The sequence below is a fragment of the Collinsella ihumii genome (assembly GCF_900046475.1).
GTDB classification, from domain to species: Bacteria; Actinomycetota; Coriobacteriia; order Coriobacteriales; family Coriobacteriaceae; genus Collinsella; species Collinsella ihumii.
On sequence record NZ_FCOU01000008.1, the window covers coordinates 20,050 to 44,374 of the forward strand.

Sequence of the window (24,325 nt, forward strand, 5' to 3'; positions counted from 1 at the left end):
GGGAATGAAGGGCGGGGAATTAGAAATAAAAGACGGCCCGAGGCGCGCCAGCCCCTCACGAGGTGGGGACGGACTCCTCCACCAGGCATCCCCCGCCATCCGGCCCCGAGCGCAGGGCGAGCACCCGGTCGCAGAAGGGAAGCACCTCCCGGCGATGCGTGATGAGCACGCAGGTGGGACGGGGCTTGCGCTCTCTCAGCGACCGCATGATCGAAAGCTCCGTCGCCTCGTCGAGCGCAGAAGTCGCCTCGTCGAGCAGCAGAAGCCCCGATCGCCGCAGCAGGGCGCGCGCGATGGAGATGCGCTGCGCCTGACCCTCGGACAGCCCGAGCGCCCGCTCGCCGATGCGCGTGCCGAGCCCCTCGGGCAGGCCGCGCACGAAGTCGAGGGCGGATACGTCCGCCAGCGCGCGCTCGATCTCCCCGTCACTCGCATCGGCGTTCCCCACCTGCAGGTTCTCGCGAATCGTCCCCGAGAACAACGTGTTGCCCTGCGGCACGTAGCCCACACGGGGACGCGCCTCGATGCAGGATTGCGGCACGCCGTCGCACGTGAGGGTGAGCGTGCCCGACGTGGGCTCAAGCAGCCCGAGCAGGAGCCGAACGAGCGTCGTCTTGCCCGCACCCGACAGACCCATGAGGGCAACGATCTCACCAGGGGCGATTGAGCAGGAAAGGCCGCTGAGCACCGCTTGGCTCTGGCCTCCCGCGCCGCCTGCGCCATAGGAGAAGCCCATATCGCGCGCCTCGATACCCAACGCGGGCCAGGACGCACCGCTCGGGGCATCCGTGCGCACGGGGGCCTCCTGCTCAAAAGCAGCCACCTCGCGCACGCGCGCCACCGAGGCCATGACCGACGCGGCGCGCGGAAGGATGCCGCCCAAGCTTGCAAGCGAGGACTGCACCTGCGACACGAGCGACAGGAACGCCACGAAGGTGCCGTAGGTGACCGTGCCCCCCATGATGCCCAAGATCCCGTGCAGGAAGGCGAAGAGATAGGCGCCCACGAAGGTGAACGACATGACGCCGTTGGCGACGGCAGACAAAAGGGCGCGCTGGGCGACGAGCCGCTCGTGCTCCCCCTGCAGCTTCGAGAGGGTCTCGGCCTCGTCCGACTCGGCTCCGAACGCCTTGACGACCTCGACGTGCGCGATGGTCTCCTGGGCGCGCTGGCGGTAGTCCGCCTCGGCTTGCTGGACCTTCTGCTGCAGCATGCGCAAGCGGATGCTCAAGACGGCGCTCGTCAGCACGGCGACCGGCGTGAGCACCGCCACAAACAACGCGAGCGACGCGTCGTAGTGGATAAGGAGCGCGAAGGCGGCGACCGCCTGCACGACCATCGCCAGCAGACTCACGGCGGTGCCGGTGAGCCCCGACGAGATGGAAGACACGTCGCTGGTCAGCCGGCTCAGCAGCTGCTCGCTATGGTGGCCCGTCAGGGCATCCCACCGTCCGCCGAGCAGACGGCGGTAAAGCTCTTCGCGAAGATGGTTGGACAACCGCTCGCCGAGCATCGTGGAGAACCACGACAGGCCGATCGAGACCGCGCTCGTCGACACCTGGACGACGATGAACAGGCCGATGGCGAGCCAGATACCGTCAGCGTGAGACACCGCCGCATCGATGACGCCGCGGTTGACCGCCGCCGAGGCGACGCCCAGCAGCACCGTCAACGTGCGCAGGGCGCTCAGCAGACCCAAGCGGGCGCGGTAGCCGCCGAGCATGCCGAGCAGCCAGCGCGCGGCGCCAATCCAGTCATCGGGAAGCTGCCCGAGCTTCTGATCCAGCCAGCCCTTGAGTTCGCTCATGCGCCGCCACCGCCCCTCACCAGGCTTCCGACGCGGCGCACGGCGCGCTTGATCGGCGCCGGCAGCCTCCACAGCCGGCTGCGGATGGGCAGGCAGCGCAGCCAGAGCGCGCCCCAGACATACATGATGCCCGTCCGCATGGGCAGCACGCGGCGGCCGCGCTTGACGCGCTCGACGACGGCGAACACCCGGGCGCGCGGGACCTCTTCGCACCAGAGCTGGCCGTCGCCGTTGATGCGCAGGATATCCGGCGCCGCCATGCCCACAATGCGATGGAGCACCACCTGGCTCCCGCGCCAGAAAAACACGACGTCGCCGATGTGCAGGGGCTCGTCGGCGTCGACGGCGCGCAGGTAGACCGTATCGCGGCCTTCGCGGAGCGTCGGCACCATGCTGGTGCCCTTCACCACGAGCGGGCACAGCGCGCCATCCGCCCCGAGCGCCGCGACCAGCGCGGCGAGCTCGTCTGCGCGATATGCATGGCGCTCGATATGTCTGTCGCGGGCGCCCATCGCTACGCTCCGAACACCGCATCGCGCGTCATGCGCGCCGCCTCCTCGTCGGGACGACATGACAGCAGGTAGATCGGGACCTCCTTCATCATGGCATCAAGCGTGGCGAGCGAGGCTTCCGTTGCCGCCTGATCCCAGAACGGATAGCGGATGTTGTTGTAGAGGCGCGGCATCATCTCCAGGGCGCCCAGCGGACGAATCCGGTTGCGCGGCGCCTGCTCGAGCACGACCACGGCCGCCAAAGGGGCCCACACGTTGCGCACATAGGGCGACGAGCCGGACCACGGTGAACCGTAGGCGTTCCATTGGCCGTCGATGCGGCGGATGAATGCGCGGTCGCCGTTCATGATCTGGGCCCCGAGGTGCTCGACCCACAGGTCGGCCTGCGTCGACTTTCCGGTTCCCGACGCCGCCGTGAACGCGACGGCGCGCCCGTCGTACTCAACCAGCGAGGCATGGACCAACAGGGTCTCGGCGCGCGACACGACCGGCAGCAGGGAGAGCATCACCATGTTGAGAACGGAGCACTCCCAGGTGCGCGGGCCTATGAGGACGGTGGCGCGGGCGCCGTCGAACTCGAGGGCGGCGGTGCGGTCGGACATGCCCTCGTAGGTGTTCCAGCCCACGAGGACATCGCCCCGATGCGCCATGGCCGTGACCCCCGTCACCACTTCCGGCTCCGGAACGTCGGGCAGGGCGTCTACGGAGCGGCCCTCGATGATTGAGTATTCGTCCGCAGAGAAGCCACTAAATATTGCCAACTGGAGCCGGGGGTATTGCGCGTGAGAGCCGGGCGCGGTGCCGCAGGGAGCCGCGCCCGGCATCAGCTCGTCAGCCGGATCCGCTGCCGAGCTTCCTCCTCATGTTGAGCTCGCCCATCTCGACCCACGCGGTGCCGTGCACGATGCGGTCCATGATCGCGTCGGCGTGCACGCCGCCCCCGAGCCGCGCGTGCCAGTCCTTCTGCCTGAACTGGGTGCAGAGAACCGTCGAGCACGAGCCGTAGCGCGCCTCCATGAGCTCGAGCAGGAAGCCCCGGAACAGCTCGCCGGGGCGGTCGAGCAGCCACTCGTCCAGCACGAGCACCTGGAAGGCGGCGTACTTGCGGGTGAGCTTGCGCTCGCCGCCCGTTCGCTCGCGCGCCTCGCGCCACGCCTCCTCGAGGTCGGGGCAGCGTATGTAGCAGGCGCGCATCCGTCGCTGGCAGGCGGCCTTCGCGAGCGCGCAGGCCAGGTAGGTCTTCCCCGTGCCCGTCGGCCCCTGGAGCACGACGTTCTGGCCGCGCTCGGCGAACCCGCAGGTCGAAAGCTCGGTGACGAGCAGCCGGTCGAGCCCGCGCTCCTCCGAGAAGTCTATGGAGCGCACGTCCGCCTCGGGATAGCGCAGGCCCGCGCGCTTGGTGAGGTTGCGCACCTTGGACGTCAAGAAGGACGAGTGGGCCTCGTCCACGGCCATCTGCACGCGCTCGGCGCAGGTCATGCCCATGCACATGCCCTCGTCCTGCGCCGCGAAGGCGTCGAGCAGGTCGGATGCGCCCATGTCGCGCAGCTTGCGCCTGGTCTCCACGGAGAGGTCCATCTCCCTACACCTCCCCGTAGAAGTCCGCGCCCCGGACGTATCCGGCCTCGTCCTCGCCCGGCCCGCCGTCGTCGCCCGCCCGGGCGTCGGCGAGCCTGTCCTGGTTGCTCCTGAGTATCGGCTCCACATCCCGGTAGCGCGGTGAGCGCCTCCCCGTCGCCAGCGCCATCTCGCACGCCCTCTCGAGCCGCGGGGCGGAGTACTTGTGCGAGAGCCTCAGCACCGCGAGCGCGGCGTTGAACCCCTGCTCCTCGAACTCCACGGACTGGAATATCCGCTCGACGACGCCGGCGCACGACGGGCCGACCCTCTCCGCCCAGCGCCGGATTCGCCCGGCGTCCCAGTCCGAGTACGACCCCCCGTCCGGCAGGTCGGCCTCGTGCGTCGAGTACCTGTTGCGCGCGTATGCCGGGAACAGCGGGTGGGTCGCGAGCCGCTCTCCGCCCAGGAAGACCTCGACGGTGGACTCAGTGACGCGCAGGTCGACCGTCCTGCCGACGGCGAGATGGGTCACCGAGTAGAAGTTGCGCTTGTACGACACGTGGCAGTTGCGCTGGACCTTGCGCCCGTACACCCACTCGCAGACCTCGTAGGGGACGGCCGGCAGCGGCCTCAGGAGCGGGCGTTCCTGCTCCTCGAAGACCTGCCTCCGCGTGCCCTCCCGTTTGGAGAAGGGGCGGGAGTTGTGCTCGTCGACCTTCTTCCTGACGGCCTCCTTGAGCGCGCCGAAGTCCGTGAAGACCGTTTCGCGCAGCGCCGCTATCACCTCGGTGGCCGCCTGCCACACCTCGTTCTCCACGCTGGGCTTGTCGCGCGGCCTCCTCACGCGCGCGGGCATCACCGCCGCCCCGTAATGGGCTGCCATCTCCCGGTATGCGTCGTTGATGACGACCTCGCCCTCGCGGGGATGGCGCTTGACGCCCGTCTTGAGGTTGTCCGGCACGATGCAGGGAGCCGCGCCGCCGAAGTAGCCGAATGCGTGCACGTGGCAGCGAAGCCATGTATCCTGCTTCATGTCGAGCGTCGGCTCGACCCACGACATGCGGCTGAAGGGCAGGCAGGCCACGAACAGGTAGACCTTGGAGACCTCGCCCGTCGCCGGGTCGACGACCGCCATCGTCGGCCCGGCCCAGTCGACCTCCATGATCCTTCCCGCCTTGTGCCCGACGCGGCTCACGACGCTTTTCCTCACGGTGAACTCGCGGTAGCGCTTGCAGAAGCGGTCGTAACCCATCGACGCCTCGCCCCTCGCGGAGCACGCGTCCCGGTACTCGGCGTGCAGGCGCTTGAGCGTCACCCCGTCGCGGGCGAGCTCCCTGTGGATGCGCCCCCAGTCGGGATCGGGGTAGACGGTGGCCTCGTGCGCCCTCTCGGGGAAAAGGCGGTCGTAGACCTCGCGGTCCGAGAGCGGGCGGGCGTCCTCCCACCCGAAGCCCTCCCGCTTGGCCGCGGCGAGCACCGCGGTCACGCTGTTGCGCGACACGCCGAGGGACGCTGCGATGGTGCGCCCCGACAGCCCGGACCCGTCGAGCCTCAAGATGTCCTTGGCCCTGATTCTATTCGCCATGCTGAAAACCTCCTTCGTCTTGACTCCGACATGGCAAGACGAAGGTAGCAGCAGGCGGCTCCCTTGCGAAATATCGATGGCTCTCTATGCCAATATCTGACGTTGGCCACCAGCGGCTCCCATTCGCAATATCGCATGCTCTGAAGCGGGCGATTACTCAATGATCAACCGGGGACGGTCGTGCCCCGCATCGGCCCGGCCGAAGACCGCCAGATCACGCGGGCAGTCGGTGCCCCTCCATTCAATAGGTATGTCGCAAAGTGTCAAGTACATATGCAACCTCTTGCGTCATGTCCTCAACGATAACCGGTCAAAACTGACTCATAGCAGAACGACTTTCGTGTTTGAATCATTGTATGTACGCAACCTTGAGCCGACCTTAAGACTGAAAAGGTGTTAACGAATGTGTGGCACGGCCGAAACGAATGGGCGCCCCGAAACCCCACATGGGGCGGATTCAAAACCAGATGAGCCTCGTTCGTATCGTTTCGCCTGTACAAAGGGCCTGATGATGAACGGCGACGACTTGAATTTGAAATCTGCGCCGAACGAACGGTCAGCATCTCGAGAGACGAAGGGCATCTCGTTCGTTCACAATTGATAACGTTCGTTCCTGTAGGCAAGAACGGGCCGCCGGTGCCCGGTGCCGGGCGAGGAAGCGGTTAGTCGGCGCTTCCCTCGGATGCAGCGGCCTCGCTTGCGCGCTCGATGAACGTCGCGCGCTTGAGGCGCAGCTCGCGGCGAATCTCCTCGGAACGGCGAGAGGGCAGCCTCACCGTCACGTCACCGGTAAGCAGCACCTCATCGGCATTCCAACCTCGCACATGGGCGATGTTGGCCACGCACCCGCGCCTCAGAAGAACGAAGTCGTTTTGAGGAAGACTGCTCCCGACGGCACCGATGCCCATTCGGATGCAAAAGGACCCATCGATGCAATGAACGTATGTGCGCTGCCGGTCCGCCTCGAGCCGAACGATGTCAAACGGCCTCAGCACATGGGACCGCCCCGTCACGTCGCGCATTTCAATCGACTCGTCATCATGGTACTGCGCGGCCAGCAACGCGATATGCCAGTATGAATCCTTCGATAGGTCTAAGGGCAGCTCCTTGCCCTTGTGCAGGAGCGCCGTCGGATTCGACGCATGCTGATGCACGAGCTCGTAACCGTCCTCGGTCTCGCGCAGCACCGCCGTGGTGCGCTGGCGCACGCGATATGCATGCCCTTCCTTCGGATTGCTCGTTACGACAAATGTCCCGATCACCACATGCACGCCGTCTTCAGATGCGATTTCACGAAAGTCCTCGTCGGAGATCACGACGGCCGGAAGCGTCTTTGAGATGCCCCCTTCGTACATAGCCTTCGTCTGCTCGCGATTGAGCAGGTACTGGCTCTCGAGAGACCCCACCCATGACAGGTCCCGTGCGGCCAGAAACGCATCATCCCAGTCGATCGCCCCGGTCCAGGATGCCCTGCAGAATGAACGCACCAGCTCAACGGGCTTGCTGCTCCTATCGGATTCGCGCATACACCTCGCCTCTCATGCAGGCATGCCTGCACACCGCATCGTTTTCCTATGCATACCAAAAGATGGCTCGCGCGCCTCGCGTTATGTCAGCCATTCTAGAAGAATCCTATACGCAACCGCATAAAAGCGATATGCACGACACGGGAATGAAACCGTTTGCCGCTCCAAGGGGGGCGCGAAGATGCGCACCCTTTGGGCGCCTCTCACGTTTCGGGGGTCATGCGCTCGTCAAATCCCGATGGTCCCCATCAAAGCCCTGCAGATCCCAAGAGCTTCCCGACACCGATTTTCGAAGGTCCTCGATTCGCTCGCGAACCTCGGAGGACCGGCGAATCGGAATGGGGATCTCGATATCGCCGGTGAGAACGACTTTGGCGGCATCCCACGACAGCACGTGCAAGATGTTCACGATGCAGCCGCGACGCACCTCGAAGAAGCGATTCGCCGGAAAGCGCTTGGACAGCGCGCCGATTCCCTGGCGGGAGCGCAGGGTCTTCGAAAGGCAGTGGATCATGGTGTACTGACGGTCCGCCTCAAGGAACACGACGTCAAAGATGCGCAGCACATGCATGGCGCCCCCGATCTCGCGTACCTCGATGCTCGCGCGGTCGCTGTGCTGGCTCGACAGCATGCGCACGTAGCGATATGCCTCGTGCGAGAAATTCACGGGATAGTACTCCCCTTTGCGCGAGATCGACAGAGGATTCGAGATATGGAGGTGAACGACCTGAAACGTATCGCCGGGGGCGTCGCGCAGCACGGCGGTCACGCGCTGGCGCGCGCTGAAGGCGACGCCGGAATCCGGATTGCTGACGCCGTAAAACGAGCCCGACACGACCGTGACCTCGCCTTTCGTCATCACGGTGGTATAGTCCTCGTCGATGATGGCGATATCCGACACCGAGCGCATCAGGTCTCGATACAACGCAAGCGCCTGGTCGCGGTCGAGACAGTATTGATCATCCTGCGCCGCGATCATCACGAAATCGCTCGCCGCGACGCGCTCGATGTACGCCTCGTCGTTTTCCCAAAATCGACGAAAGAAGTCGCGTACGAACGCCTCCGCCATCTGGCGCTTGTCCACCATCTCAGAGCGCATACCTTCACACCACCTTTTATTTCGACCAGATGTACGTTGCAACGCGAGCGGCATCGAGCTGCCCGCCGGCACCGACGGCGGACTTATGCAGATGGTCCGCCCTGCGTAAAGATCGAATCTCGTCAAGGCACGTTTGATTACCTCATGTTCTTACCCACCGGCGCGCGTTCTGGTTCAGCAAAACGCCCGACAACACAAGTCGGCCCATCGCGACGCATGGACTCCAACCTGGCGCAGACCCGCGCATCGAGCCTCGGAATTGGTACGCGTGCTATGACGTGTGCCGCATGTTTGCGCCCCGGACCGCTTCCAACCATGTTGACCGTGCGTAAGGGCGCTTGGACGGCCCGTCCAAGCGCCCTTTGCTGTAATTTGGTATCAACAGTCTTCCGGTTTTCGGCCGTTGGCCGGAACCAGGCGTCCTTTAGCCCATGGTCGTTTTGCGTTACCGCAGGTCATACGGTATGACACATCGATGTGCCCCGTACCAAGGCGGGAGATTTGATACCAGATTTCCCCAGATGTTAAAACCATCACCGCACGAAACGGCAAAAGGGCTTTTTACGCCGTGCTATGCAGACCCTTGGTTCATCGTTCCGAACGTGCAAGAACAGTCGCTCGCGCCACCAACCAGAATCTCCGAACAGCCGTCGACGATCTGCGTATAGCAGGATCCTCCGTAACACGCCGCCGTAACGCGTTCGTCCGCGTCAATCACATAGATTTTCATGATAGGATCCGTGTATTCCCTCTTCATGCTCTTCAACTCCTTTCTTGAGGCGTCCAACCTCTTGTGCCAATGTTCGAGCCGCGCTGCACATCCGATCGCACACGCACTCAGGTGAGCCAGTTTCTGCCTCCAAAACGCCCGGACACGCAGCACACAGATATCGATGATTGCAGTCCGCGCATTCGCTGGGAGACCGGATGCCGTCTAGGTACTCGAGAAGCTGCCGCCATGCAAGCGCAAACCCATCTTCAAAGGGCTTGGCTTTACATGAGGACATGAAGCTGCACATCTCCATATCCCCATTCCAGTCAATCCAAAACGAGTTGCGATACGAACGGCACCGCGCGAACGGATGCATAGCAGGTAGCCTATCCTTACAATCGCCCCCAGTCCGATTCGTTCCAAACGAAACGTTGGATCGAAGTACCTTCGGCTTCTCAACCCGCAGGTTATCGACTGAATTCGCCGCGCCCCGCACACCGGGAACAAGTCCTGTGCCAAAAACAATCGGAACATCAAAATCTTGCGCTATGGCGCACACGCCATCGAAATCCTGAATATTGATGGACGTCTCGGTAAACGCAAGAGAAAACCTGATGCCGGCATCCTGCAACATGCGCAAAGCGCTCATCACTCGGTCAAATCCGTTATCGACCCCGCAAAGCAGCTCATACGTCTCGTTCGAAGCGCCGTACAGCGTGAAGCGCAGATGCGCTGGAGGACGCGTGGAGAACAGCCTGACGATGCTCCCATCGACCAGGGACCCGTTGCTCAAAACCGACACCAGGGCACCCTGATCGACGATTCCCTCGTAAATCTCAGCGAAATCCGGACGGGTCAACACCTCGCCGCCGGTCAGCGTGATTCCGATCGCTCCGGCGCTCAAGACCTGCCGCGCCATATCGATCCACTCGTCCGCCGTGCGCAGGCGACCGAGCTCACGCATGCGCCCCGGATCGAGCCGAACGTAGCACATCTTGCAGACGAAGTTACACAACGGCGTCAGCTCGAACGTTCCGAACGCCGGCGTACCGAGCTCGCGTGCCTGGCTGCGCACGTAATCCTGGAACTCGACCCATCCCTTGTCCGAGAAGTCGAACATCGCTAGTCCTCCAGCCAGCCCTTGTCGGCGAGCTCTGCCACAAAGCCGCGAACCCCCGCTTCGGCACGCTGCCTATCCACGTCATACTCTGCGAGCAACGCATCGACAAGCTCTTCCTCGGTGGCACCGTTCTCCAGTTTCCGCCAAATGAAGTCTCCCGTTTCTGAAAGCGCTATCACACCGGGGATGTCTTGTGTCCGCATGCCGACCGGCACAACCATGTACGAATCGCCGACCGCCCGACGAACGAATCCTTTGGCAATTTTCATAGGCACCTCCTTCCGAGGAGCTGGTGAATTCATTGTATGGATGGTCGAAGTCGACATCGTGTCACATTATTCGACGTGACACGGATGGTGAGCAATTGCGAAACGAACGGCAGCCTGTCCCTAAAAACATAGGAACCCGTGTGGACAGCTGAGCTGCAGATGCCCACGTCATCTTCCGCAAACATACTCCTCAAGTCGCAGTTCCCAGTCGGGCGCGCAGAATCCCGTCGCCTCGATCTTCGACAGGCTGAGCGTCGAATGCGTGGGACGAGGCGAATACGGCCCCGCAATGCCCGAGCGATAGCGCTCGGTATTCACGGGAACCACCCTTTCCTCATTCTTGTGCTTCAAGGCAAATACACACCGCGCGATATCCGCCCACGATGCAACCCTGCCGGTATTGGTCATGTTGTAGATGCCATAAGGGGCGGATGTGTCCAGAAGATGCATGATTGCCCGAGCCAAATCCGATGCAAACGTCAGGCGCCCAAGCTGGTCGTCAACAACCTGCACCTCATCCAGCCCATCATCTTCGTCCGCGCAGCGATCAGAGAGAGATTCCATGGTCCTTACGAAATTATGCCCCTCACCGACCACCCATCCCGTGCGAACGATGTAATGATGCGGGCAGACCGAAACCGCAGCGTCTCCCGCGGCCTTGCTCTGCCCATACGCGCCGAGCGGCGCAGGCGGCTCACGTTCGTCATGGAGGTCTCTCACGCCATCGAACACGTAGTCGCTCGAGATGTGCACCAAGATGGCACCGCTTTCTGAGCACGCGCGGGCAAGCAGGGCAGGCCCGGTCGCATTGGCTCTCCAACAGGATGCACGGCCCTCTTCCGTCTCGGCACGGTCGACGGCCGTCCAAGCCGCGCAATTGATAACCGCGCCGTACCTACTCCAGACAATGCGGTCGTAGGCCGATGGATCAGCGATATCGAACGTATCGATATCGACGAAATCGCAGCGCCCCGCCTCTCCCCGCAATTCGATCTCGCGTCGCAACGCACGGCCAACCTGCCCAGAGCATCCCGTAACAAGCATGCGACGAGGAGCCATGGGCGCCACCTCGCACAAAGGCGGATGATGCCGGTCCGCCGCGGACAACGAGCAACGGTCAAGCGGAATGGGCCATGGGATCTTGAGCGTCGGGTCGGCAAGATTGACATATGTATACAGGCCCCTGCTGTCTGCAGACCAGTGGTCGTTGACCAGATACGAGTAGATCGTCTCGTCCTCGAGCGCTTGGAATGAGTTCCCGACGCCGCGCGGGACGAACGCCGCGCGACTCGGATCGAGAACGCACGTGTACACCCGCCCAAAGCACGGGCTATCCTCCCGCAGGTCGACCCACGCGCAAAAGGCAGAACCACGTGCCAGCGAGATAAACTTGTCCCACGGCTCCGCATGGATGCCGCGCGTCACTCCCCGTCGGAAGTTGAAGCTGACATTGTTCTGCACCGGCCTGAAGTCCGGAACACCAAGCGCCACCATCTTCTCCCGCTGCCAATTCTCCTTAAACCATCCGCGCTCATCACCATGAACGGGGAGCTCAAGAATCATGAGCCCGGGGATGTCCGTTTGCTCAGCGCTCAGGCGCTTTTCAAATTCCCATGACGTCATCCGTGCCACCTGATCTCTATTACCGCTGTTCACCGAATGATCTCCCCTGCTGCAACGCGTTCGAGATGCCTGCCGTACACGCTTTTTCCGTACGCGTGCGCCGCATTCAGCAAATCCTCGGTAGAAATCCACCCGTTTTCCCAAGCGATTTCCTCCGGAACGCTCACCGGAAGCCCTTGACTTCGCTCGACGGACCGAACGAACTCGGAAGCCTCGTGAAGGCTCTCCATCGTCCCCGTATCCAACCATGCGAATCCACGCCCGAGTGTCTCGACGGAAAGAGCCCCTGCCTTGAGATATAGTTGGTTCAGATCTGTAATCTCAAGCTCCCCGCGCGCTGAAGGCTTCACGCGACGCGCGTAGTCGCACACGCGCTCATCGTAGAAATACAAGCCGGTCACCGCATAATGGGATTTAGGCTGCTCCGGCTTCTCCTCGATGGACACCGCCTGCCCGCGCTCGTTGAACTCCACGACGCCAAAACGCTGCGGATCGTCGACGTGGTAGCCGAAAATCGTAGCGACACCCTGCTGCGCCCGCGCCACGGCGCTGCGCAGCCTTGCCGACAGCCCGCCTCCATAAAAAATGTTGTCTCCGAGCACGAGGGCGCACGGTCCTCCACCGGCAAACTCCTCACCGATGATGAACGCTTGGGCAAGGCCGTCCGGCGAAGGCTGCTCGGCGTAGCTCAATGAAAGACCGAACCGAGCGCCGTCGCCGAGCAGCCTCTGGAAATTCGGAACGTCCCATGGCGTCGAGATAATCAGAATGTCTCGAATGCCCGCAAGCATGAGCGTTGAGAGCGGGTAGTAGATCATGGGCTTATCGTAGACGGGCAGAAGTTGCTTCGACGTCACAAGCGTGAGCGGATACAGCCTCGTACCCGTTCCGCCCGCTAGAATGATTCCCCTCATGAGACCTCCCTGCTGATGGGGTAGACAAGAGAATCCGACGGCCTGCCATGCGCCCGTCCGCCCGCTCTGCGCGCACGACGTTTCCTGCGTCCACGTGCGCAGCCGTTTTCGAGGTAGGACCGGCTATCGATGTGTGAACAGGCGCACAACGTAGGAGCGCTCTCCTTCGTTGGAAGAAACTGTCCAGAACACGGCAACAAACGCAACGACGTACATCGCGCCGAAAAGAAGGAAGGCGAGCCAACCAAGGTGCTCGCATGGCACAACGGCACGCAGGACAATGAAGGAAGCGACCGTTGCGACAAGCGGAGCTCCCACCGAAAAGATCTCCCGCCAGAACAATCCGATATCGACACCGAGCTTGACTGCGTAATACCAGTTCATAACGATGCCATTGCCGACAATCATGCAGAGCGCAGTCACCACCACAACGCCGATGATGCCCGAAGTCGGAGCGACAACCAAACAGGCGACGATGTTGATGACTGATAGCGAGAAATACACGACGCCGCGGAATCGGTATCTATCGAGAACCTGCATAATCGTAATGCCCATGTTTTGGACGACCTCGATGGTCATCGCACCCATGAGTATCAGCGCAATCCAAAATGCGTCCTCATACCCAGGGCCCGCCCAAAGATGGACAAAATCTCTTCCGAGCACCGCGAAGCCGCCAAGAATAAGCATGCAGACAACAAAAGCAACGCGCCCAACCCGAGCGAACAGCGAAGAAACCGCCTTCATATCGTGATTATCATGAATCAGCTCGGTTACACGTTGAAAGAACACGCCGCTGACCGTGAGACCGGCAGATTGGTAAGCGGTATAAATCTGAGAGCCCACACCATAAACCGCAACAGCGCCTGCTCCCAAATAGTAGCCTATGATTAATTTTCCCGAATTCCAGAACAGCTGATCGGCGGCACTCACCAGCACCACAGCAGACGAAAAGCCGAGGATGCATTTTACGAGCTGGCGATCCCATCCGTGGAACGTGAACCGGGCCTGCAAAACATGACACACATACAAGCGCTGAACAGCCGACCAGATGGCATTCGTCGCAAACGCGACAAGAGCGATGGTCAACGCGTGCGGATACCATTGCGTGAGGACCAAGATCAACAACGGCTGGGAAATAAGCCCCACGAGCTGCGTGACTTTGGGAAACGTGAAGCATTCATGAGCGGTGGCCACGGCAAGGCTGATGGAATTATGAAACGTCACGACCATGTTGGCAGCCAAAACGGCAAGCATGGCCACGCATTCGTTAATCTGAGACTCGGTAAAGGACGAGGAGTAGACGAATCGCACTGCCGGAATCAACGCCGCGATGATCGCAACGGCGACAAAGGAGACGCCCCAGAACAGACGCCTCGCGATTGCAAGCGTATTCTCCATCATGCGGGTGTCGCCGTCGGCAGTATAGATACTGTAGAACCGCCCGACGCTCGCAGACAGCACGCCGTTGACCGAAACGAGATACGCCATGATAGACCCGACGAACTGGTAGAGTCCGTACTCTTCCTGCCCGATCGTCGAAAGCAAAAGCGGCACATAAGCGAGATTGACGACGATCTGGACCACCATATTGACATACGAGGCAATGACGCCCCGTTGACGCCGCACGGACGCATCGGGCAAGGCGCCGCCACGAACCGTCATCTTTCACCCTGCCCGAACAGCAGATAACGGATCTTGCGCAATTGCTCGTGAGGATGCGCAATCGCTTTCGACAGGAACATCGCTATGCGCGCAAAGGGGAAGAGGGGGCGCAGCAATCCTCGTTGCGCAAAAGGACGCAACGAGCGAGGGCACGCCTCTTCAGGTGAAAAGAATCGTCGGATCTCGGAAAAGAGCATGTTGCCAGATTTGGCTTCATCGGATTTCCGCAGGAGACGCAAACGAAACTGTTCGTCCTCCGTGCCGTACGTGCCGCAGGCAATCATGTAATGCAGCGCACGCTCCGCATCTTCATCGAATGGCCCGTCCGCCACTACCGCACATGCCAGACTCCATAATTCGCGCTCAAAATCGAGCAGGCCGAGCACCGCGAGCTCGCGATGGACATATTCCATGTCGAGCTCATGTGTATATGCCCGGCGATAGGCGATTACATCTGCCAGTATCCGAATCCCCGCCCCGCTTCTCCTGAAATGCTTTGCCGCATGGGTGACGAGGTAGACGTAATGATCCTCAAGAGAGAAATGGAATTCTCCGGATACGTCCCCCGGCGTCCCGTCTGTTTTGCGGGCGCGTCTCCATGGGTTGGCATAATAGGAATAGAAGGGGGAATCGATCTCCATCAACGCATGATGCAGCTCAAAGGACAAAAACGGCGGCTTGGCAAAATGAATGTCGCATGCATCGGGAAGCTGCTCAACAACTGTATACCCCAGTTCTCCCATTATCTTTTGCACAGTGACCTGGGAACGTTCGATCGTGCAACGTCGATCGCGCTCGGTCATTCCTGCAACGCGATACTCCCCCGACGATGGATCTGCTTCAATGATGCCATACAGGATATCGTTATCCGCCATGGAACGCTGCTCCATGGCGTCGTATGCCCCAGCAACAACCGGCCCCTTGATGACGACGTATCCGAAACCGGCACGCGCAAGCGATTCGCAGACGACAGCCCGTTCCGCCTCGAATTGCACCGCGCGGAGCATGGTCATGTTCGCGGATGCGGCCCATGCGGACGCGACATCGTCCGGGATCGACGATACGTGTTTTATGGATGAATAGAGAAGACCTGGGATGCTGTTCTGGCAAGCGAGGTCGAATATGGAGCGCCATGTGCAGCTGTCAGGCAGATCACGCGCCGTCGCCCCCGAAAACGCGCACGATACCAGGTGGATCAGATACCGTTCCGCAGGATTCAGACCTCCTCTGATTGGACTGCTAGACACGGGCATCCTCTCTGTCCCCATGCAACGAGAGACTCACGACCGACTGTTCCCGCTCAGCTTGCTTTGCATCGACGCTGGAGAATTGCGTAACCCCCGGAAGCGGGGATGCGCAATTGAGCACGATGCCGACATGCTCAACGTGAGCGCGGCGCAGTTGCTTGGTCGCTGCGCGCAGATCCGCTTTCGTCGAGTGGCCCTCGCGAACCACCAGCAGCACAGCATCCGCTTGGAAGGCAAGCAGGGACGCGTCTGCATACGCGTTGAGCGGAGCGGTGTCGATGACGACATAATCGAATCTCTTTTCGAGCGCATTCATCATGTCGGCAAAGGCCGTCGAGGCGATGAACTCGGTGGGGTTCGTGATGCGAAGCTCAGCATCCAACAGATACAGGTTCTTCTGTCTCGTCTTCGATACGGAATCGAGCACGACTGTCTCACCCGTCGTGAGCCCGATCATGCCTTTCCGCGCATGAACATCGAGAAGGTCTGCAAGGGCGGGGTCACGCAGGTTGCATTCGACGAGCAACGTATTGCTCCCGCCACGTGCCATGGCCTGAGCCAGCAAAAACGCGACGGTCGATTTTCCCTCGTCTGCCGCAGGTGAACAGACGACAACGCTGCACGGTCTACTCCCCTCTTTGAAGAACAGCAGGTTTGCCAGCAATCGCCTCGCCGCGTCTTGAATGTCTCCTATTGTGGCCACATGTTTATTCGTCTTCTTTTTTGCGTGGCCATCCGTTACCGCAAGACGAGGGATCAAGCCGAGCAGGGGGAAACCGCTTATGTTCTCCACCGTACGACCATCGCGAACCTTTTTGTCCAGCGCACCCGCAAGACAAATGCCCACCACAGAGAGTCCCAAACCACCGATTGCGCCAAGAACTACATAGCGAATTCTGTTCGGTCCACTCGGAGACCGAGGCTCGGTCGCCAAATCGATGACATTTATGCTTCGAACACCCATGATATCGCGGGCAAGTTCAGAAGACACCTCTCCGATGGCGTTTGCGACATCGGCAACGCCAACGGAATCATAGCCCGTTACGTACACGCGCAGGATGCGTGAGTCCTCGTCGCCGGACATAACAGAGATGCTATAACCAGATAGAGATGATCTACCAAGCAGCTCAGCCGCCTGGCTTCTTACCCGATCGCTTGAAATCAGCTGTGAAACATCATTTGAAATCTGTGCGCTCACGCTGAAATTGTTCGACAGAAGATTGTACGCTGCTTCCTCGGAATAGTCTTGAGATATAAGGACATACAGTGTCGTTGATGCTCTATAGGTATCACGCAGCATGGTATATGCATAGGCTCCAGCTGCCAGAGCACCAAGCATCGTTACGATAACCACGAACGCCACGTGCTTTCTGAGCAAGCGCAGATAATCAAGAACGGTCATATCGACTCCCCAAAGTCATTATTTGGTCATCCTCCACGCTGCAATCGCACCATACGGAAACGAGCAGACCGTCTAGCATCAAATCGTTAGGGAGCTTCAGCATCTCCCACTCCCCCCGATGCGACGGGCCGCATGTTTCATGCAAACCAAGGCATCCGTCACGCCCAATCTCCCCGCAAGTAGCGCACGAACTGCCATCACCTTATCTGCGCGCAGCCCGCTGACTCGACGAATCGCGCGAGCGCGGCCCATTCCGTCAAGCGAGGCGATCTGCCGATACAGCTCCAAACGCTCCCCGCGATCAGGTACGGTCTCTCCAATAGCATGCAAACCCGCATATACGATGTCATACAGCAGCGTATCGCGTTCCCCGCTATCGACTCCGAGACTACGGGCATACGGTTCAACTAGATCCTCGACATACAGCTGATCGATCAGATTGTTGATTGAGAACCGTTTTCTGGTTATCGACTGGTCACTAGGTCGATAGAAGTAGAACAGCTCGTCGATAAGGGCAACGGATGAACTGCTACGTAGCAAATCGAGCGTCTGGAATCGGTCTTCAACCATCTGAAGGCGCGGAGGATCGTCCAACACGGTCGCCACGGCGCGTCTGTACGCTTTGAACGCGACGCTGTTGATATCGTAATGCGTGCAGAAAAACCTTGCGACGGTTCTTTTATCCATAAGGCCCTGTCGAGTCCCGGATATTCGTCGGTAATCGATATAGGGGGTCCGATCGACAAGCGACCTGGTCCCGTTGAACATCACGATGTCGCAGCCCAGGCGATTAAACGTTTCGTGAATAATCTCCAACGCCCGGTCGTCCATGAAGAAATCATCGGCATCAAGAGGGCAGATCGCAACGCCGCGTGCGCATTTCAGCAACCTCATGCGCGTCGACAACAGCCCTTCATGAGGACCGCGAATAAAGCGGTAGCGTTCAGGGGGCAGAATTCGTTGCGTTTCGCATATGAGTGACGTATCGTCAGTCGATCCGTCATCGTACACGACGACTTCCCAGTCATTGAACGACTGCTTCGCGACGGATTCAAGCGCCTCGAGCACAACGGCGCCGCAGTTATACACAGGAATGCAGATAGAAAAAAACGGCTCATGAGCAGCAACGGTTGAGAGCTCCTTCATTGCCAGACCCCCAATATGTCGGAAACATACGGCAGCGTATCGTGGTTGCCCCACACGACGATCTGGAGGTACCACAGGCCAAGCACGATGAAGACGATCGCCGCAATAGCCATGAACTCGCGATCGACGACACGCAGCAGGTACCCCGCGCGCGACCGCTCCGCTGGCGCAAGGCCGACAACACCCAAGATCAATGGATACATGAAGTAGGTTCCAAATCGCCACAGATGCTCGGAGTAACTCACGAGTAGATACATGACAATTCCGTAGAGAAAGGCGAGTGCGGTGAATCTGCCCTCGATGACTCTATCCCGTTCAATCCATTGAATTCCAAGAATGACCAAGTAGGCAACGATCAACGATTGAGGCAATGCGGTACCCCCGCCGGTGAGGTAGATCGTGAACCGCTCCGGAACGATGCCCAACGACTCGGCAAACGACATGACAGACGCGAAAGATACGGAAAACACGACCGGCAACGCCACCATACCCGTAAGCATCAAAGCACGCGCGGGCCTCATGTGAACGATATGCTTTCTGTCGAAGGTGAGCATTTCGATCAAATAAAGGATTGGCGGGTACATCAGTCCAATCACCGCGCTCAGGTGAAACCCGATTCCGCACAGCAGGCAGGCGGCATATAGCGCGAACCGACGTTGATACAGAAACGCCAGAGCAAGTAGAAGGAAGCCCATGGCAAGCGACTGGCGCATCATGTTAAGCGACTCATTGAAATGGAGAAGCAGGTAGAGAAGATACCCAAGGGACATACCGCGCCCCTTGCCCGTGACGTAAAGCGCGGCGACCACGGTCACGCAGTTAAGCAGCTCCATGAAGAACAGGGGCGCTTCAATCGAGCCGAACATGTTGACGCTGCAGTAGACCAGCAGAAGGAAGAGGGGTTCGAAGCGTGCGAGCTGATCGGCGAAAAATGCCGGCAGCGAGGACGCGGAGCCCGCAGCGTCATACAGCTCGACCACATACCCGCTGGTATCGGTCCCCACTGACGTGCTGCGCAGACCCGCCACAAGCGAGGGGATGAGGACGGCGCAGCCAAGCAGCACGAAACCCCAGGCGCGCTGTTCACACCGCTGCAGCGCCGTCGCGATGGAGGCGCATATTGCAGCGAGGGCAAATGTCGACAGATACAGAATCATCGGGTCACGCGCGGCCTTCGCACCAAGAGTGCCGTCATATGGATCGTGCTCCCATACGCACGCTCTCGACTACACCGAAACGAATGTCTTCATGTTCGCTTTCAATCGCAGCAGCACTGCAGCCTGGAATAGCGCGCTCGGCAAGCCACGTTTCCAGAAGCCATACTTGCATGCAACCGATATCCTGCGGAGGACCCCACACTGGGGCAATCTTGCGTAAGCGGAAACGACCTCACGCGCATCGTTCGGCATATCATTTCCGTATATCTCTAAAAACGATACGGCCTGCCGAACGGAAGACACCGCAAGACGTCGCGAGAATGCAAGGTTGCCAAGCTTGCTGAGCAAACGGTCTTCCACGGCACCGGCCTCGTTCGCACCATGCTGCCTGTACTGAACCAGCTGATCGTCGATTCCAACCAGCTTTCCAAATGATGCGGCGAGCAGCGCGAGCCACCAGTCATGCATGACCATATAGGACTTCGCGGGAGTCGCACGGGCAAGCTTGACGAGCGCAGCATTCATCATAGAGGCGCATCCGGTGACAGGGTTTCTCACCAAAAGGTCGGAAACTGCCGTACGCTTCGAATCGAGACCGGTAAAGCTCCAAAAGGATGGGGAAATCCTTCTCAACTTGTCATCGACGACTTCAAGATCGCAAAACACCAGTACGGGAACTTCAGGGTCCTGGGATTCGGCTTTTCGCATGCAATCGAGCATTGCCTCGATTTTATGCGGAAGCCAGACATCATCCTGATCGCATAGCATGACATAGGGAGCATCTGACAACGTAAGCAAATGCATGAAATGCGCGCGAGCAGAACCGAACGGCTTGTGCTGGGGAAGCACCCGGATGCGCGTATCATCGTCCCCCGCTGTGCGCGCCACATCAAGCGTGCCATCGCTCGACCCGTCGTCAGAAATCAATAATCTCCAATTCCTATATGTCTGAGCTCTGATCGAAGCGATTTGCTCGGCAAGGAACGGTGAGCCGTTGAATGCCGCCAGCAGAATGTCCACACGATCAGCCATGCTGCGCCCCTTCAAAAGCCGGAACACGTTCCGCGCACCGGGGGATATAGGGATCAACAGCGGTCGCCCTGCCGTCACGAATGCCCCTCATGAACTGCTTGAGCTTCGCCCTCTTGTCGCTCTCGAACAACAGTGTCAGGATGATCTGGACGGCGATTTGCCTTGTCCCCTCAAAGCCCTTGTTGCCTCCGCACAACCGGTATTTCTTGGTGAACAGCACTCTGTTTCGAGCTTTGTAATAGCAGCGGAACGCCTCATGTCCGAACGTGCAGAAACGTTCAAGACACCAGCGCCCGTCCTGCCCCCTGCGAGGAACGATAAGAAACGTCGGCACCGCTTTGCCGCATTCGTGAAGGAGATAGGTCTCCCCTGTCCTGATGAGGCTAAACCCCTCAAGGAGCAACCGCTTATTCAAGTCATAATCCACGTAGTCGATGAAAAAGCGTTCGTCATAACCGCCAACGAGGAAAAAAGCCCTCAGGTCAACCAAGGCCCCCGATGTGATGATGCCCTTACGCGCAGCCGATGCCACCTTGTACGTCTTGCGATCGAGGCAGGCGGCGGGGTCGGAAGCACCCTCTTTATTCCGATCGACAATCTGGGGAGCCACAATTGCGATACCAGGGCCTTGGTATCGCGCAAGCACCCGAACCATTCCGGGGGCGGAGACGCTGTCCTGATCAAGATAGAGCATTGAGCGGGACCCGTCTCGCACGGCCTGCCGCGACGCCACGTTCATCGCGGCAGCCAGGCCTCGATTCTCATCGAGCTTTATCAGCGCGGCATTTTCATACCCTTTTACGAGCAAGGCGATCTCATCGGCGTTTTTCGATCCGTTGTCAACGAGGTACACAGCATGCACCTGCGGCGATATGGCATCGAGATTCTCTTTGAGACGATCGATGCCAGGGTTGAACGTTACGATGCTTGCACTGATACGAGTCACGGTAAGCACGCTCATCGACCGCTCGGTTTATAGAACATGACGGAAAACGTCTTGAAGAAGATCCGGACATCTCGACCGATTGAGGGGCAGGCGCAATACGAAAGCTCAAGCTTCTGCCGCTCTCCGCTTTCAAATGACGCATCAGTCCGAACGCCGACCTGCCATTCGCCCGTGATTCCACAAGGACAGGAAAGCAGCAGGCTCGCGTCGTCGCCGAACCAGGAGAGCTCTTCGCGCGTGATGGGACGCGGACCGATAACGCTCATATCTCCTTTGAGGACATTGATGAATTGCGGGAGCTCATCGAGACTCATGCGCCTCATGACAGCACCCCAGCGTGTTATCCGTGGGTCGCCGTCGACCTTGCGTTCGCTTTTCCACTGAGCCATCTGCTCGGCATCCAGGTATTTTTCAACGTTATCAGCATCGCTCACCATCGTTCGTAGCTTGTAGATGGAAAACGACCGCCCGTATTGTCCGATACGTTCTTGGGAGTACACCGGAAACGCTTTTGAGGATATCGCTGTGATGGCTAAAACTAAGACGGTTATGGGAAGCAGAATCACGCACAACGCGACGAACACCATGCTGAACGCGATATCGAACCCGCGTTTCACCACACGGTAGCCACGCGTCCTTCTGTCTCGCGATCTACTTACCCGAGCGAAACCATCGCTTCCGATTGCGAATTGAGAGCGCGTGCCTCCTGCATGCGCAGCATGAGTCCCTCGATATTCCACGTGCAATCGTTCGGAAGGCGAACAGCCCTTAACGAATGCAGCCTCTCCGGCAAACATGATGGCTGGCAATCCGGAATCGAACGGCGCCGCTTCCGCGACGTTAGAGCGTTTTTTTGACAATTTCCAATCCGACTCTGATCGATTTAGTTCTGCCCAAGATGTGAATCTCGAGCGTCGCCAAACGCTTATGGCGATCTATCTTGCGAATCATGCCTTCGAGGCCCGCCAGCGGGCCGCTTTGCACGATCACCTTGTCGTGCTCGATAATCCCCTGCGAGATATCGATGACCCGGTGACCGACCTTCGTCAGAGCATCGATCCAAGCAACTTCGTCCATATTGAGAGGAACGAACGATCCGTTTGTGCCGAGCAGGCGCGTGAACGCCGGAACCTCGTGCAGCGCATGCGCAACATGCTCGATGTCCTGCGAGACGACGAACAGGTAGCCGGGCGTCAACTTCTTTTCGACCATGCGCCACTCGCGCTTATAGCTCTTTTTGACGACATAGGTCGGATAGAAGCACTCCTCGACCGAGGGTGCCCCCACCATGCGCTCGACAAGATGCTTCACGTGGCGTTCTTGACCGTTGATGGTCTGAATGACGTACATCCCCATGAGGCACCCCTTGCTTCTCATGTCGCATAGGCACGCCTACGGCCACGACCTGGGGCCCTTGCGACAAACGGATATTCATCCTCTCTTGGACGATGTGCAACGTGCTCAAAGGCAGCGATTCCACGGTCCGCAAGATATGTAAAGCCGGTTGCCCGTCTATCGCAGCACTCGAACGCGCTGCAGGTATGGCAGGAAAACCAGCTCACAAGATATTATGCAGCAGCGGTAGCAGGCCCGCTTTGCTCGAAAACGAATGAGGGGTGAGGAGAAAACCAATGTATTACGTACTGTCGTTCACACTCAAAACCGCCACTTCCATGCGCCGAAGCCGCGCGCGATTGCGGCCGCGCCTCCTCGGCGCATAAAAAACGAGCCCCTGCGTCATCGCAGAGGCTCGTACGGTGAGCTTCAGATGCGGGCTGTACCCTACTTGCCCAGCAGCTCCTCGACGTCGAGGGCGATCATGAGCTCCTCGTTGGTGGGAACCACGAGGACGGTGATCGCGGAGTCCGGCGTGGAGATGACACGCGGCTCGTCGGAGCGGATCTTGTTGAGCTCGGGGTCGATCTCGACGCCCATCCACTTGAGGCGCTCGGCGACGCCGGCACGCATGGTGACGGAGTTCTCGCCGATGCCCGCGGTGAAGGCCATGGTGTCGACGCCCTCCATGGACGCGGCCATCTCGGCGAACAGCTGGGAGGTGCGATAGTAGAACATGTCCATGGCCATCTGGCAGTTGGCGTCGCCGCTGTTGGCACCCTCCTCGATGTCACGGGAGTCGGAGGACTTGGCGGAGACGGCCAGCAGACCGGACTGCTTGTTCATCATGGTGTCGATGTCGTCGATGCTCATGCCGGCGACGCGGTTGAGGTAGAAGACGGTGGCCGGGTCGACGGTGCCGCAGCGGGTGCCCATGATCAGGCCGTCGAGCGGGGTGAGGCCCATGGTGGTGTCCATGCACTTGCCGTCCTCGATGGCGCAGAGGCTGGCGCCGGAACCCAGGTGGCAGGAGACGAGCTTGTGGGTCTTGTCGCCCATCATCTCGTGCACGGTGCGCCAGATGAAGCGGTGGCTCGTGCCGTGGGCGCCGTACTTGCGCACGTGGTACTTGTCGACGACGTCACGCGGAATGGCGTAGCGCCAGGCCTTCTCGGGCATGTTGTAGTGGAACGCGGTATCCGGGACGATGACGTTGCCCAGCTCGGGGAACATCTCGCGGCAGATCTCGATGACGTCGGCCTCGGCATAGTTGTGCAGCGGCGCGAGGGGCGCGACCTCGCGGACCCAGCCGAGCGTCTCGTCGGTCACGACGGCAGACTCGGGGAAATACCAACCACCCTGAACGACGCGGTGGCCGATGCCCTCGATGGGAGCGTCGACGGTCTTCAGGATGTCGAACACGTGCTTGATAGCGGTGCGGTGATCGGGCAGCTCGACCTCGAGCTTGTCCTTCACGCCGTTCTCCTCATGACCGATGAAGGAACCGTCGATGCCGATACGCTCGCAGTTACCCTTGGCGAAAACCTCGCGCGTATCGGTGTTGAGCAGCTGGTACTTAAGGCTCGAGCTGCCTGCGTTGACAACGAGAACGTTCATGGATCTCCCATCTCATCAATTCTGTTCCGCCATACATCCGACGGATAACACAAC

The 24,325-nt window shown here is 59.9% G+C and carries 21 protein-coding genes; all 21 read right to left on the reverse strand.

The window, feature by feature from the left end; genetic code table 11:
* Positions 1-55: 55 nt before the first annotated feature.
* The gene (locus BN3789_RS06270; RefSeq protein WP_066831850.1) at positions 56-1,807 is read right to left on the reverse strand and encodes an ABC transporter ATP-binding protein; all 1,752 of its coding nucleotides are present in this window, start codon (positions 1,805-1,807) and stop codon (positions 56-58) included.
* On the reverse strand, positions 1,804-2,319 hold the full coding sequence (locus BN3789_RS12910) for a S24/S26 family peptidase (RefSeq protein ID WP_066831852.1): 516 nt from the start codon (positions 2,317-2,319) through the stop codon (positions 1,804-1,806). Before BN3789_RS12910 ends, BN3789_RS06270 begins: the two co-directional genes overlap by 4 nt.
* A gap of 2 nt (positions 2,320-2,321) precedes the next feature.
* Positions 2,322-2,969 carry a hypothetical protein gene (locus BN3789_RS06280; RefSeq protein ID WP_066831854.1) on the reverse strand — a complete coding sequence of 216 codons (648 nt, stop codon included), beginning with the start codon at positions 2,967-2,969 and terminating at the stop codon, positions 2,322-2,324.
* 181 nt (positions 2,970-3,150) lie between these two features.
* Positions 3,151-3,897: an ATP-binding protein gene (locus BN3789_RS06285; RefSeq protein WP_066830455.1), complete on the reverse strand. Its 747-nt coding sequence runs from the start codon at positions 3,895-3,897 to the stop codon at positions 3,151-3,153.
* A gap of 4 nt (positions 3,898-3,901) precedes the next feature.
* Complete coding sequence (gene istA, locus BN3789_RS06290; RefSeq protein WP_066829446.1) at positions 3,902-5,464, reverse strand: IS21 family transposase; 1,563 nt, start codon at positions 5,462-5,464, stop codon at positions 3,902-3,904.
* Between the two features lie 662 nt (positions 5,465-6,126).
* Positions 6,127-6,990 carry a LytTR family transcriptional regulator gene (locus BN3789_RS06295; RefSeq protein WP_066831856.1) on the reverse strand — a complete coding sequence of 288 codons (864 nt, stop codon included), beginning with the start codon at positions 6,988-6,990 and terminating at the stop codon, positions 6,127-6,129.
* Between the two features lie 217 nt (positions 6,991-7,207).
* Positions 7,208-8,089 (reverse strand): LytR/AlgR family response regulator transcription factor, encoded by an 882-nt coding sequence (locus BN3789_RS06300; RefSeq protein WP_066831857.1) that lies wholly within the window; start codon positions 8,087-8,089, stop codon positions 7,208-7,210.
* 710 nt (positions 8,090-8,799) lie between these two features.
* Positions 8,800-9,921 (reverse strand): radical SAM protein, encoded by a 1,122-nt coding sequence (locus tag BN3789_RS06305; RefSeq protein WP_066831859.1) that lies wholly within the window; start codon positions 9,919-9,921, stop codon positions 8,800-8,802.
* Positions 9,922-9,923: 2 nt separating this feature from the next.
* Entirely contained in the window at positions 9,924-10,190 is a 267-nt protein-coding gene (locus BN3789_RS06310) for a PqqD family protein (protein ID WP_066831860.1), read from the reverse strand.
* Positions 10,191-10,358: 168 nt separating this feature from the next.
* Entirely contained in the window at positions 10,359-11,813 is a 1,455-nt protein-coding gene (locus BN3789_RS06315; RefSeq protein WP_066831862.1) for a sugar nucleotide-binding protein, read from the reverse strand.
* A 29-nt stretch (positions 11,814-11,842) separates the two neighbouring features.
* On the reverse strand, positions 11,843-12,727 hold the full coding sequence (rfbA, locus tag BN3789_RS06320; RefSeq protein WP_066831864.1) for a glucose-1-phosphate thymidylyltransferase RfbA: 885 nt from the start codon (positions 12,725-12,727) through the stop codon (positions 11,843-11,845).
* A 123-nt stretch (positions 12,728-12,850) separates the two neighbouring features.
* On the reverse strand, positions 12,851-14,389 hold the full coding sequence (locus BN3789_RS06325) for a lipopolysaccharide biosynthesis protein (RefSeq protein WP_066831866.1): 1,539 nt from the start codon (positions 14,387-14,389) through the stop codon (positions 12,851-12,853).
* Positions 14,386-15,636, reverse strand: coding sequence for a nucleotidyltransferase family protein (locus tag BN3789_RS06330; protein WP_161938981.1), 1,251 nt, complete (start codon positions 15,634-15,636; stop codon positions 14,386-14,388). The genes BN3789_RS06325 and BN3789_RS06330 overlap by 4 nt, the downstream gene beginning before the upstream one ends.
* Positions 15,629-17,038: a tyrosine-protein kinase domain-containing protein gene (locus tag BN3789_RS06335; RefSeq protein ID WP_066831870.1), complete on the reverse strand. Its 1,410-nt coding sequence runs from the start codon at positions 17,036-17,038 to the stop codon at positions 15,629-15,631. The genes BN3789_RS06330 and BN3789_RS06335 overlap by 8 nt, the downstream gene beginning before the upstream one ends.
* A gap of 96 nt (positions 17,039-17,134) precedes the next feature.
* Positions 17,135-18,184 (reverse strand): glycosyltransferase family 2 protein, encoded by a 1,050-nt coding sequence (locus BN3789_RS06340; protein WP_066831872.1) that lies wholly within the window; start codon positions 18,182-18,184, stop codon positions 17,135-17,137.
* Positions 18,181-19,341, reverse strand: a complete 1,161-nt coding sequence (locus BN3789_RS06345; RefSeq protein ID WP_066831874.1) for an EpsG family protein — start codon at positions 19,339-19,341, stop codon at positions 18,181-18,183. The genes BN3789_RS06340 and BN3789_RS06345 overlap by 4 nt, the downstream gene beginning before the upstream one ends.
* A 69-nt stretch (positions 19,342-19,410) precedes the next feature.
* On the reverse strand, positions 19,411-20,373 hold the full coding sequence (locus BN3789_RS06350) for a glycosyltransferase family 2 protein (RefSeq protein ID WP_066831876.1): 963 nt from the start codon (positions 20,371-20,373) through the stop codon (positions 19,411-19,413).
* Positions 20,366-21,334, reverse strand: a complete 969-nt coding sequence (locus BN3789_RS06355; protein WP_066831878.1) for a glycosyltransferase — start codon at positions 21,332-21,334, stop codon at positions 20,366-20,368. Before BN3789_RS06355 ends, BN3789_RS06350 begins: the two co-directional genes overlap by 8 nt.
* A complete protein-coding gene (locus BN3789_RS06360) occupies positions 21,331-21,939 on the reverse strand; it encodes a sugar transferase (protein ID WP_066831880.1) in 609 nt (202 codons plus the stop codon). Before BN3789_RS06360 ends, BN3789_RS06355 begins: the two co-directional genes overlap by 4 nt.
* Positions 21,940-22,159: 220 nt before the next feature.
* The gene (gene loaP, locus BN3789_RS06365) at positions 22,160-22,675 is read right to left on the reverse strand and encodes an antiterminator LoaP (RefSeq protein WP_202615094.1); all 516 of its coding nucleotides are present in this window, start codon (positions 22,673-22,675) and stop codon (positions 22,160-22,162) included.
* Between the two features lie 426 nt (positions 22,676-23,101).
* The gene (locus BN3789_RS06370; protein ID WP_066831883.1) at positions 23,102-24,271 is read right to left on the reverse strand and encodes an acetate/propionate family kinase; all 1,170 of its coding nucleotides are present in this window, start codon (positions 24,269-24,271) and stop codon (positions 23,102-23,104) included.
* Between the last annotated feature and the right edge of the window lie 54 nt (positions 24,272-24,325).